This is a genomic window from Cellulomonas sp. P2_F12 (genome assembly GCF_056403775.1).
On sequence record NZ_JBFUEV010000001.1, the window covers coordinates 508,133 to 519,185 of the forward strand.

The 11,053-nt window shown below is 73.4% G+C and carries 15 protein-coding genes; 6 read left to right on the forward strand and 9 right to left on the reverse strand.

The window, feature by feature from the left end:
* Positions 1 to 2: 2 nt before the first annotated feature.
* The 5 genes from AC1DWH_RS02325 to AC1DWH_RS02345 form a co-directional block, all read right to left on the reverse strand.
* Positions 3 to 854 carry a DUF4097 family beta strand repeat-containing protein gene (locus AC1DWH_RS02325; protein ID WP_477092302.1) on the reverse strand — a complete coding sequence of 284 codons (852 nt, stop codon included), beginning with the start codon at positions 852 to 854 and terminating at the stop codon, positions 3 to 5.
* A 79-nt stretch (positions 855 to 933) separates the two neighbouring features.
* A complete protein-coding gene (locus tag AC1DWH_RS02330) occupies positions 934 to 1,422 on the reverse strand; it encodes a histidine kinase (RefSeq protein WP_477092303.1) in 489 nt (162 codons plus the stop codon).
* Between the two features lie 79 nt (positions 1,423 to 1,501).
* A complete protein-coding gene (locus AC1DWH_RS02335; RefSeq protein ID WP_477092304.1) occupies positions 1,502 to 1,771 on the reverse strand; it encodes a hypothetical protein in 270 nt (89 codons plus the stop codon).
* Positions 1,772 to 1,884: 113 nt separating this feature from the next.
* Positions 1,885 to 2,328 (reverse strand): hypothetical protein, encoded by a 444-nt coding sequence (locus tag AC1DWH_RS02340; protein ID WP_477092305.1) that lies wholly within the window; start codon positions 2,326 to 2,328, stop codon positions 1,885 to 1,887.
* 16 nt (positions 2,329 to 2,344) lie between these two features.
* Entirely contained in the window at positions 2,345 to 3,079 is a 735-nt protein-coding gene (locus AC1DWH_RS02345) for a dienelactone hydrolase family protein (protein WP_477092306.1), read from the reverse strand.
* A 105-nt stretch (positions 3,080 to 3,184) separates the two neighbouring features.
* Between AC1DWH_RS02345 and AC1DWH_RS02350 the strand changes: the two genes are divergently transcribed.
* The gene (locus AC1DWH_RS02350) at positions 3,185 to 3,589 is read left to right on the forward strand and encodes a four-helix bundle copper-binding protein (protein WP_477092307.1); all 405 of its coding nucleotides are present in this window, start codon (positions 3,185 to 3,187) and stop codon (positions 3,587 to 3,589) included.
* Here AC1DWH_RS02350 and AC1DWH_RS02355 read toward each other — a convergent pair.
* The gene (locus AC1DWH_RS02355; RefSeq protein ID WP_456843732.1) at positions 3,586 to 3,840 is read right to left on the reverse strand and encodes a nuclease; all 255 of its coding nucleotides are present in this window, start codon (positions 3,838 to 3,840) and stop codon (positions 3,586 to 3,588) included. The two genes, AC1DWH_RS02350 and AC1DWH_RS02355, sit on opposite strands and share 4 nt — an antisense overlap.
* A gap of 388 nt (positions 3,841 to 4,228) precedes the next feature.
* Between AC1DWH_RS02355 and AC1DWH_RS02360 the strand changes: the two genes are divergently transcribed.
* Positions 4,229 to 4,597 carry a nitroreductase family deazaflavin-dependent oxidoreductase gene (locus AC1DWH_RS02360; protein WP_477092308.1) on the forward strand — a complete coding sequence of 123 codons (369 nt, stop codon included), beginning with the start codon at positions 4,229 to 4,231 and terminating at the stop codon, positions 4,595 to 4,597.
* Between the two features lie 114 nt (positions 4,598 to 4,711).
* Positions 4,712 to 5,485 (forward strand): phosphatase PAP2 family protein, encoded by a 774-nt coding sequence (locus AC1DWH_RS02365; protein ID WP_477092309.1) that lies wholly within the window; start codon positions 4,712 to 4,714, stop codon positions 5,483 to 5,485.
* A gap of 3 nt (positions 5,486 to 5,488) precedes the next feature.
* Here AC1DWH_RS02365 and AC1DWH_RS02370 read toward each other — a convergent pair whose 3' ends face one another.
* On the reverse strand, positions 5,489 to 7,381 hold the full coding sequence (locus AC1DWH_RS02370) for a glycosyl hydrolase (protein WP_477092310.1): 1,893 nt from the start codon (positions 7,379 to 7,381) through the stop codon (positions 5,489 to 5,491).
* 186 nt (positions 7,382 to 7,567) lie between these two features.
* Between AC1DWH_RS02370 and AC1DWH_RS02375 the strand changes: the two genes are divergently transcribed.
* The 3 genes from AC1DWH_RS02375 to AC1DWH_RS02385 all read left to right on the forward strand — a co-directional run bounded on the left by AC1DWH_RS02375 (position 7,568) and on the right by AC1DWH_RS02385 (position 9,293).
* Positions 7,568 to 8,044, forward strand: coding sequence for a CD225/dispanin family protein (locus AC1DWH_RS02375; protein WP_477092311.1), 477 nt, complete (start codon positions 7,568 to 7,570; stop codon positions 8,042 to 8,044).
* A 350-nt stretch (positions 8,045 to 8,394) separates the two neighbouring features.
* Positions 8,395 to 8,892, forward strand: a complete 498-nt coding sequence (locus tag AC1DWH_RS02380) for a cysteine dioxygenase (protein WP_477092312.1) — start codon at positions 8,395 to 8,397, stop codon at positions 8,890 to 8,892.
* Positions 8,889 to 9,293 carry a rhodanese-like domain-containing protein gene (locus AC1DWH_RS02385; protein ID WP_477092313.1) on the forward strand — a complete coding sequence of 135 codons (405 nt, stop codon included), beginning with the start codon at positions 8,889 to 8,891 and terminating at the stop codon, positions 9,291 to 9,293. The genes AC1DWH_RS02380 and AC1DWH_RS02385 overlap by 4 nt, the downstream gene beginning before the upstream one ends.
* Here AC1DWH_RS02385 and AC1DWH_RS02390 read toward each other — a convergent pair.
* Both AC1DWH_RS02390 and AC1DWH_RS02395 read right to left on the reverse strand, forming a co-directional pair.
* The gene (locus AC1DWH_RS02390) at positions 9,290 to 10,234 is read right to left on the reverse strand and encodes an endonuclease/exonuclease/phosphatase family protein (RefSeq protein ID WP_477092314.1); all 945 of its coding nucleotides are present in this window, start codon (positions 10,232 to 10,234) and stop codon (positions 9,290 to 9,292) included. The two genes, AC1DWH_RS02385 and AC1DWH_RS02390, sit on opposite strands and share 4 nt — an antisense overlap.
* Before the next feature lie 29 nt (positions 10,235 to 10,263).
* Positions 10,264 to 11,031, reverse strand: a complete 768-nt coding sequence (locus AC1DWH_RS02395; RefSeq protein WP_456843724.1) for a DUF4118 domain-containing protein — start codon at positions 11,029 to 11,031, stop codon at positions 10,264 to 10,266.
* Between the last annotated feature and the right edge of the window lie 22 nt (positions 11,032 to 11,053).

Genomic DNA, 11,053 nt, shown 5'->3' on the forward strand with positions numbered 1-11,053 from the left:
GCTCAGTGGGCGCGCTGGATGGTGATGTTTCCGGCCTGGGTGCGGGCCCGGACGGCGACAGCCGATTCCGAGTCCGCAGGCGCGCGGTCGCCGTCGAGGTGGTTGCGGACGGCCCCGCTCTTCGACGACAGGTCGAGCCAGGCCGGGGTGCCGGCGCGGACGCCGATCACGATCTGGCCGAAGCCGCTCTCGACCTGGACGGACCCGCTCGACACCTCGCGCAGCGCGATGGTGCCGTAGGCGGTCTTCGCCGCGACCGAGGCCAGGGCCTGGGTGATCTCGAGGTCGCCGTAGGACAGCTTCGCCTCGAGGTCGCCCCCGGACTGCCCGACCTGGATGTTGCCGTGCGACGCCTTGAGGACGGCGTCGCCGGTGACCGTGCCGAGCCGGATCTGACCGTGGTCGGCGGTGATCTCGGCACCGCCGTCGGCGGTCCCGACGGTCGCGCTGCCGTGCCCGGCACGCAGCCAGAGGTCGCCGGTGGTGTCGACGTCGACGGCGCCGGTGGAGGCCTTGATGCGGGTGGCGCCGAGGCGTCCGGCGGTCCGGACGTCGCCGACGGCCAGCTCGGCGGTGAACCGCGAGCCCGTGGGCAGCTCGATCACCATGTCGACCGAGTCGAAGGGCCCGGCCCCGATCCAGCTCAGCCGCGGCCGTGGGCCGGTGATGGTGAGCCGCCGGCCGTCGAAGTCGACCTTGGTGTTCTGCACGCCCCGGTGGTCGACGGACTTCGTCGGGTTGGTGGGCGACAGCGTCACGACCGTGTCGGTCCGGTCGCTGGCGACCACCTCGATCTGGCCGACCTGCAGGTTGACGGCGAGGTCGATGGGGTCGGGGGTGGGGTACGTGGGCATGCTGACGCCTCCCGGGCTCGGGGTGTGTTCGTCCGGCCCCGCAGGTCTGCGTGGCTGGTGGGCTGGTGGGCTGGGCGGGTTAGCGCGCCCAGCCGGCGAAGCTGTCGCCGGTGCGCAGCGCTCGCTGCGCGGATCGTCGTTGCTTGGGCTGCAGCGCGGCCGCGACCGCACGGACCAGCCAGGTGTTGACGGACAGGCCGTCGGCTGCCGCCGCCTCGTCCACCCGCACCTTGAGGGCGTCGGGCAGGCGGAGCGTCGTGCGCGAGGTGCTCACGTCGTCGAGGTCGACCGGCACCGCCGGCGCCTCGTCGGCGTCCGGGTCGCTGTTCGGCTGGACGACGACGAACTCGACCTCACGGCCGCGCAGCCGCAGGTCGACGGAGCCGGGAGCGAGGTCGCGCGTGATCTCGCCGACCGCCGACGACAGGACGTCGAGCAGCACGAGCCGTGCGGCGGCGTCCAGTCCCGACACCAGCCGCTCGGCGACGGCGCGGGTCTCGTCCGTGCCGTAGTCCGCGGCCTCGAGCAGCTGGCGCTGCAGGTCGCTGATGTGATGTCCCAGGTCCATGGCACCAGCATGACACCACGATGGTGTCACGTCAACACCATGTGGTGTCGCGGCGGTGCGCCGCCGACACCAAGCTCTTTCAGGCCGAGCGGACGGCCCCACCCGCGACGTGCGCGGGCCCGAGCAGGCGCAGCACCGACGTCCCGTACTCGTCCTGGTGCTCGAGGCTCACCGAGAGCACGCGGCCGCGTTGCCGGCTCCGCGCCCACTCGACGACGTCCTCCACGTCGACGGCGTCGAGCAGCCGCCAACGTTCGGCGGGACCGCCGTGGGTCCAGAGCTCGACGACGTAGACGGGCTCGGCGACGGACGTCCACGAGTAGTGCGCGAGGGCACGTTCGACCCGCACGGCAAGCTCCCTCCAGCAGGATGCGCCGCCATCGTGGTCGGCCTGCGTGAACGCGTGGAGGATGGCCGGCGACGCCCGCGTGACCGGCACCGGGCCGCGCGTGGTCGAGGGGCTCAGGCCGAGCGCAGCACCAGAAGGAACTGCCCGCCGCCGGGCTCGACGTCCGCGGTCACCCGCAGGTCGGGCGCGAACCGCGAGAGCCGGTCGACCAGCCAGGCCGCGGCCTCGTCACCGTCCGACCGCGTGGGGCAGCGCGCCACGACCTCGCGGCCGCTCTTGCGGGTCAGCCGCTCGACGGTCGCGACGATCGGGGCCGGGTCCACGACGAACAGCGACGGCGACCACGCCACGACGGGCTTGACCGCGCCCTTACGGGTGTTGCACGCCCGGTGCGCGAGCCGCTCGGACCCCGGGGCCGGCTTCTTGCCCTTCGGTGCGGCGCCGCCGTCGATGCTCGGGCCGCGGTCGGAGTTGACGGACGCGTCGGGGTCGACGGGCTCGTCGCACAACCAGCATCGCCACGCGTCGCGCTCGCCGACCTCGTCCAGGGTGCTCATGCCCGGAGCCTACGGGTCAGGCCGTGCCCAGCTTCTCGTCGAAGAAGTCCAGCACCCGGAGGACCGCCGTCTCGTCGCGGTGCTCGGTGAGCGTGGCGTGCTGCGAGCCCGGCAGGTCGACGGCGAGGAAGTTCTCCCCCAGAGCGTGACGCAGGGTGTCGAACCGCGTCCCGACCGCACGGTCGTCGACGTACCGGACGCCGAGCACCTGGCAGCCGGCCGCGACCTTGGCGCGCACCGCGGCGACGTCGCCGGGGCTGAGCCCGAGGTCGGCGGCGCGGCGGCGGCCGACCGGGAACGGGGACGCGGGCTGCGCCAGCACCGGCGCGGCGATCGGGGCGTCGGCCAGCATCGCCAGCGCGAACCCGCCGGTGAAGCACATGCCGACCGCGCCGACCCCCGGCCCGCCCAGCTCGTCGTGCAGGTCACGGGCCAGGGACCGGAGCCACCCCGCCACCGGGCTGGTCCGACCGAGCGCGAACGCGTGGAACTCGCGGCTGACGCACACGGTGGCGAGCGAGCTCGCGATCGCCCTCGCCGAACCTGGCTCCCCCGGCGCCCCGAAGAGCACCGGCATGACGACGGTGTGACCGCGCGCCACGATCTCCTCGCCGAACCGGATGCACGCCGGCGTCAGGCCCGGGAGCTCGTGGATCATGACGACGCCCGGACCCGTCCCGGCGCGGTACGTGGGGTGCGTGACGCCGTCGGCGGTGTGCTCACCGGCGACCCAGCCGTCGAGGTGTCTCATGCCCGCACAGTAGGCGCGCCCGAGCCATGGCGTCGGGCGCGTGGCGCGGCGTAGCGTCGCTGAGGTCAGGAACGAGCGGGCGGGGAACGAGGGCGGAGACCACCGATGAGCATGATGGCGGACATGATGAAGACGATGCCGATGTCGGGCACGACGGGCATGGACATGTCGATGATGCAGGGCTGCATCGAGGCATGCTCGGCGGCGTCGATGGCGGCCACGATGTGCGCGGACGCCGACAGCGGCGAGGGCATGGGGCGATGTGCGTCCATGTGTATGAACACCGCGGACGTCGCCATGACGATGATGCGGATGATGATGCGGCCGGCCGGCTACGACATGGCCGTGATGACCTCGATGATGACGGCGTGCATGGCGATGGGCGAGGCCTGCGCGACCGAGTGCGAGATGCACGCCTCCATGTCCGAGCACTGCCGCATCTGCGCCATGGCCTGCCGCGCGATGGTCGACTCGTGCAGGTCGATGATGGCGGGGATGCAGTCCGCCTAGCCCTCCAGGCGGCGCGCCGAGTACCAGGCGCCCCCGATCGCGACGACACCGGCGACGGGGTGCACTGCGACGGGCTCGCCCGGCTCGGGTGAGGCCGACGTGGTCAGGACCGAGACCTGGCCGTCGAGCAGGACGACGGTCAGCTCGTCGGCCTGCCGGGACGCGACCAGGCCGTCGAGCCAGGCGCTCGGAGAGGCGGTCGCGACGATCTCCTGGATCGGGAGGACATCGATTCGGGTGCGGTTCAGCACGTCAGCTCCATCGGTCGTTCTGCGAATGCGTCTGGTCCGCACCGGATCCCGGACGACTTCCGAGACCCGCGGTAGCGGGCTGCGCCGCGTGGCGGCGGGACGGGTCCCCACCCACGGACCAGGCGGATCGCCTGCGGGGAGCTCCTCAGAGCTGCGGGGACGGGGACGACAGGGTCGTCAGCGACACATTCGACAGAGGCACCGGTGCGTCGACGTCACGTCGACGGAACCCGCGTGACGCGGGTCCACGGGCACGGGCCGGGCGATGGACATGCCACGAGTGTGCGCAAGGCGTCCACATGCTGTCAAGGGATCTCACATCGCGGACGGGCGATGTCCGTGGGCCGCCCCCCTTGCCGCGGCACCGTCCGCGGTCGACAGTGAGCGCATGGACGACGCGCTCTCGGCCGAGCTGCACCACAGCCAGATCATCGACCTGACGACGACCGGTCGCCGGAGCGGCGAGCCGCGACGCATCGAGATCTTCCTGCACGAGCTCGACGGTCGGCTGTTCATCTCCGGCACGCCCTTCCCGCAGAAGCGGGCGTGGCTGCGCAACATCGAGGACGACCCGCACGTCACCATCCACCTCAAGCAGCACCGCGCGGTGGACGTCCCGGCGACCGCCCGGGCGATCGACGACCCGGCCGAGCGCCGGCCGTTGATCGAGGCGGCCGCGCGTCGCTGGAGGCGGGACGACCTCGACGACATGATGGCGATGAGCCCGCTCGTCGAGGTGTTCCCCGACCCGTCGTGACCCGCCGCGCAGCTCGTCGCGCGCTCGCCGCGTATCTCGGAGACACGCCGTCAGGACACGTGGGATCATTTGCTGCTCGGGGCATCTGTCGCGGCGGACGAAAGGCTTGATCGGGTGCGACGTTTCACCGTTCACGGGGCGCGCGGGCTGCGCGAGCTGGCGGTGCTCGTGCTGCTGTGGATCGGCTACACCGTCGTGCGGGCCTCGGCCGGGACGGACGTCGACGCCGCGAACCGGTCGGCCGTCGGGATCCTGCACCTCGAGCGGACGCTGCACATCGACGTCGAGCAGGCGCTCAACCAGTGGGCCGTCAGTGTCCGGGGCATCGAGGTGGTCGCCTCGTTCTGGTACGCGTCGCTGCACCTGGTGGTGACCGGGACGGTGCTGCTGTGGCTCTACCTGCGGCACCCCGACGCCTACCGTCCGCTGCGCACGGCCCTCGTCGTCGCCACCGGGTTCGCCCTCGCCTGCTACCTCGCGCTACCGACAGCTCCGCCCAGGCTGCTCCCCGGGTACACCGACGTCCTGCAGCACACCGCCGACGTCGGCTGGTGGCCGGGCTCCGGCGGGACCGGCGCCGTGCCGACCAACGAGCTGGCCGCCTTCCCGTCGATGCACGCCGGCTGGTCGCTGTGGGTCGGTGTCGCCGTGGTGGTCGCCGCACGCAGGCCGGTGGTCCGGTGGCTCGGCGCCTGCTACGCGCTGGGCACGGCCGCGGTCGTCGTGCTCACCGCCAACCACTGGGTGCTCGACGTCCTGGTGGGCTGGGTCGCGGTCGCCGTCCCCGCGATGTGGCTCCTGCACCGCGCAGCCCGGCCGACGGCCCTGTCACGGGACACGTCGACGGGGCCGCGCGAGAACGAGGAGCTCGTCCCGACCACGTCGTGACCCTCAGGACGTCGTCGTCAGCGTCTGCACCGGGCCGTACGTCGTGCCGAGCGCGTTGCGGGCGACCACGCGGTACGAGTACGTCGTCCTCGCGGTCAGCCCCGTCAGCCGGATCGTGGAACCGCGCTCGTAGGAGGCCGCGGCCATCGGCACGTCGACGCTGCGCTGGGCGAGACCCGGTCCCCACTCGACCCACGACGTGGTGTCCAGCAGGTGCGGGTGCACGCGGAGCTTGGCCGTGGCGGCCGTCCGGGTGATCTCGACGGCGGGCGCCGTCCGGACCGTCGGCGGTCCCGGGGTACCGAACGTCCGCGTGAGCACGGTCGAGCCGGCGGCGCTGGTCGCCGTCACCGTCCAGGTGTACTGCGTGCCCGGCGCCAGTCCCGTGACGGCCTGCGTGAGCTTCTGCGTCGAGGTCTGCGCGCCCACGGCGAGGTCGACGGCGCCGCTGCCTGGCTTCCCCGCCTCGGCGGCCCACGCGATCCGGACGCTGGCGGCCAGCCCCTGCGGTCCGACCCACGTCTGCAGCGTGGCGGACGCACTGGTGACGTCGCGCTCCCCCGCCGTGACCGAGGGCGCGCCGGCGGCGCGGACGGGGCGCGAGTCGACGGCCGTCGCGCCACCCGCATCCGTGACCGTCAGCCGCGGCGTGAACGTGCCGGCCCGGTACGTGTGGGTGACCTTGCCGGGCTGCCCGGTGCCCGTCAGCACGGCGCTCCCGTCGCCCGGGTCGAGCTCCCAGCGCACGATGCCCGAACGGTTCACCGACGAGGCCCCGGTGCTGCGCCCCATGTCGAACGTCACCGGGAGCGGGGCGGCCCCGACCTTGGTCGACGGGATGAGCCAGGCCGACGGCCGGGCGTGCGCGGTCGGGTCCGACGCGGCCTTCGCGAACGCGGTCGTCGCCGGTGCCGAGCTGGTGACCGACCAGGGGCAGGTGCCCGTGCCCTGGTAGTACACCGCGGCCTCGAGCTCCGGCCACGAGCGGAACAGGGCGAACGCGTCGGTGAGCCAGGTGGCCTTGCGACCCGGGTCGGCCGCGTCCTCGACCGTGCCGAACTCGGCCAGCAGCGGCGTCTTGCCGCGCGCCTTCGCCCAGGCCCGGAACGCCGACGTGATGGTGTCCAGCGAGCGCCAGTCGGTGATCTTGTTCACCGAGCAGGCGTTCCAGTTGTACGCGTTGAGCCCGACCCGGTCGACCACGTCGTCACCCGGGTAGTAGGCGTCGGCGCCGGCCGTGGAGACCATGCCGTAGCTGCCCGTGGTGGTGACGAAGGTCCAGAGCGCGTTGGTCGCCCCCGCGGCGCGGGACACCTCGACGTAGTGGCGCCACGCCGCCTGGAACTCGGCGGGCGTGCCCCAGGACCTCGAGGTGTCCATCTCCTGGTGGAACGCCACGTACACCGGCACCTTGAGGGACGCGATCCCGGTGGCCTGCGCGCGGATCTGCGCATCGGCGTCGCCGCGTGCGATCGCCGCCCAGGTGACGATCGTGTCGTCCTTCTTCTTGGGCCAGATCGAGAGCAGCGGGGTGCGGCCGCGGGCGACGGCCTGGACCACCGGGGTGACCGGCTGCACGTCGTCCCACCGCGAGTACCACCGCTCGACGTCGAGGCGTCGGTCCAGCGTGCCCTCGAATGCCGTGATCGCCGACTCCGCGTCCGGCTGCGAGCCGGTGGTCACGTGCGCACCGAGCAGCACGGCGCCGGCGTCGGCCCGCAGGGTCACGGCCGGGTCGGGACCGTCCGCGACGGCGGGTGCGGCACCCGCCAGGAGGGTGCCGACGAGCACGGCCGCGACGGCCACCCCCCGGGTGCGGGCATGGGCGAGCAGACGTGACGGCACGGACGAGACCCCCTGGGCGACGATGGAGCGCGACGGACCCGGTGCAGGCACGGGTGCGTCCTCGGGCGCCCACTCGGCGCCCGCTCTGCCCTATCGGTCGATCAGGCCCTCCACATGACATTTCCGGAGAACGTCCTCGAACCGTGCGACTCGGGCTCCGTTCGCCGACAGTCAAAGGCTCCTCCCAGGTGCGGGCCGTACCGTGCACGTGACCAGCCACGACGTGCGGAGGAACCCATGTCATCCGACCCGACCCCCGGCGCCGCCGCCCCCGAGCCGTCGGCGGCCCCCCTGCCTCCGGCCGCACCCGCGGCCGTGCCCGTGATGGCACCCCCGCCTCCGCCCCGTCCGACGATGACGTCGGCGCCCGTCGGCTGGGTCATCGCGGCCATGCTCCTGTTCTGGCCGACCGGCATCCCCGCCCTGCTCGCCTCCCACCGCGCCGCCCGCGCGTTCGGCGCCGCCGACCTCGAGGTGGCCGTCCGGGAGTCCGCGACCGCGCGGCGCTGGGGCATCATCAGCGTCATCGTCGGGGCCGTGCTGATCGTCATGTCCGTGCTCGCGTCGATCGCGTGGTTCCTCGTCGTCGCGTTCGCGGTGCACTCCGGCTTCCGCGACGGAGAGTGGAGCCGCGCACCCGGGTACTCGCACGTGCAGCCGTTCGGCGGCTCCGACCGGCCCGGCATGCCGGACCGCCAGGGCTCCGACGGGTAGACCCCGGACCCCGGTCCAGCATGCGAGAGCACGGCACCCGACCCTTGACCGGGCGGCGGGACCGTGCTGCCCTGTGCCCCTCGACGCCCGGTCGAGCACCTCTCGGCGCGCAGGAAGGGAGCATCCGATGATCCACGTCCCCCCGCTCCCCTGCCCGCTGTCGCCCCTCTCGCTGTCACCTTTCTCGCTGTCACCTTTCTCGCTGTCACCTTTCTCGCTTCGCTCCTGTCCGGCCTGCTGTCAGCAGCACTGACGTCCCACCCGGCTGACGCCGGGAGCAGGCCCGTCCGACCGCGCCCCCTTGATGGCTGAGCGCCGTCGGTCCGCAGACGCACCCGAGAGGCACCGCCATGACCGTCGACCTGTCCCACCGCACTGACACCGTCCTGGGTGTCGACGAGCTGAGCGCCCTGACGCGCTCGATCGCCGCCCGCACCGAGCTCTGGCAGCCGCTGGTCCGCTTCCAGCAGAGCGGTCGCTGGTGGACCCGCCTCGACGGCCCGCCCGGCGTCGACGTCTGGCTGCTCACCTGGCTGCAGTCGCAGGGCACGGAGCTGCACGACCACGGGCTCTCGTCGGCCGCGTTCACCATCGCCGCGGGGACGCTGACGGAGATCCGGCCGGACGGGCACGGGCGGCTGGTGCCGCAGCAGTTCCGCGCCGGCCAGACCCAGACGGTCGACCCGGGCGACCTGCACGACGTGGTCAACACGTGGTCGGAGCCGGCCGTGAGCATCCACGCGTACTCGGTGCCGCTGACCCGGATGACGTACTGGGCGCGCGACGCGGACGGCGCGCTCGTGCCCAGCCGCACCGTCGAGACCGACGAGCCGGAGAGCGAGGGATGAGCGCCGTGCGTCGCCGGACCATCGACGACGTGCTGGCCGAGGCACGCGAACGCCTGCAGCGGCTGTCCCCGCGCGAGGCCTGGGACGCCGTGGAGCAGGGCGCCCTGCTGGTCGACATCCGCCCGGCCGCGCAGCGCGCGCTCGAGGGCGAGGTGCCGCAGGCCGTCGTGATCGAGCGGAACGTCCTCGAGTGGCGGCTCGACCCGGCCAGCGACCACCGGATCCCCGCCGCGACCGGCTACGACCTGCAGGTGGTGGTGCTCTGCTCCGAGGGCTACACGTCCAGCCTCGCCGCTGCCGCGCTGGCCGACCTCGGCCTGGACCGGGCGACCGACGTGGTCGGCGGGTTCCACGCCTGGTCCGCGGCCGGGCTGCCGGTCGCCGGGGCGGTGCTGGTCTAGAGACCGATCGTCGCCAGGACCGGCCGGTGGTCCGAGCCGGGCTTGCCGCGGCGCGCGTTCGGGTCGTCGCCGATCGACGGGACAGGCCCGGCGTCGTTGGTGACGACGCCTCCGTCGGCCACCAGCGTGACCAGGACGTGGCTGACGAGGATGTGGTCGATCAGCTCGCGCCGGCCCTGGTACTCGCGGCTGAACCGCTGCGCCTCCGGGATGCGGGCGGCGAGGTTCCACAGCCGCTGCCGGTCGCCCTTGTCGGGATGGTCTAACCCGCCCGTGCCGATCTCGGAGCCGGTCGGCCCCAGCAGGATCTGCGTCGTCGCCGCCGTGGCCTCGTCGTTCAGGTCCCCCAGCACGACGACCGCGGCGCTCGCGGCCTCGGCCAGCCGGTGGGTCGCCGCCGAGCGCACGGTGACCGCCTCGGCCGCGCGACGGCTCAGCGCGTAGGCGCCGAACCGCGCGCGCTCGCCCTCGTCGTCGGTGGAGAAGCGGCCGCCGGGGAACGTGAGCAGCTTCGACTTGAGGTGGCAGGCGATCACGTCGACCGGGCGACCGCCCACCTCCACCTGCACCTGCAGCGCGGACCGGCCCATCGACGACAGCCTCTCGCCGGCGTCCGAGACCTGGATCGGGCGCAGCCCCGCGGGGAAGTGGCTCCAGTGCCGCACGTGGGTCAGGGGCAGCCGGGACAGGAACCCGACCCGGATCCCCCGCTCGTCCGGGTCGGCCGTCTCGAGATGCCACCCGCCGCCGGCCCGGTCCGCCAGGTCGGCGAGCGCGGCGACCTCGCCGACCTCCTGCACCCCCAGCACGTCCGGGGCCATGGCCTCGATGACGCCGGCCAGCGCGGCCAGCTTCGCCTGGTACTCGGCGTCGGTCCGCGGACCGAACTGGCCGCCGGGAAGGAACAGGTTCTCCAGGTTCCAGGTGCCGATCCGCACCATGGCGACCACCCCCACGAGTCCCCTCGTGTCTACTCCCCCGACGAAACCGTGGGCAAGGGAGCCGCCATGGCCGCGCCCACCTGGTCGGCCAGCAGCACGACGACCCTGCGCTGCTCGAGGCTCGGCCGGGCCACGCGCGTCGAGGCCGTGAGCACGAAGCGTCCGAGCCGGACGCCGTCGTGGCGGACGTCGAGCGCGATCCGGTCGTCCGAGGGCAGCCCGTAGCGCTCGACGTCCACGGCCTGCCCACGCTGGGTCACCGTGCCGTCGGGGCCGAGGACCGTCGTCGAGCGGGACTCGGCCCCGGGCGCCTCGAACCGGCAGTCGTCGATGTCGAGGATCTCCACGATCTGCCGCCCGACCCGCTGGACGAGGGCGCCCGCCTCGGTCGGCCGCGCCGCGACGAGCTCCGCCGTGCTGAGCACGCCGTCGAGGTAGCCTGCGCGCCGGCTCGCGCGCGCCTGCTGGCGGCGTCCCCACAGGGCTATCTCGCTGACCGCCACCCCGACCACCAGCAGCAGCACGGTCGCCTGGATGTCGTCCCGGTCGGTGACCTTGAAGCTGCCGTGGGGCTCCGTGAGGAAGTAGTCGAACCAGGCACCGGCAGACAGTGCGGCGACGATGCCCGCCGAGCGCACGCCGGTCGCGGCCGCGCTGACGACCAGCAGCACGAGCACGAGCGCGGCCGTGGTGGGCGTGACCGCGTCGCCGAGCGCGTGCAGGGCGGCCGCCACGACCAGCGGCGCGACCAGCGCATACCCGATCACCACGGACGGGTGCGTCCGGACGTACGACATGCTGCCCACTCCCCTTCGCTGC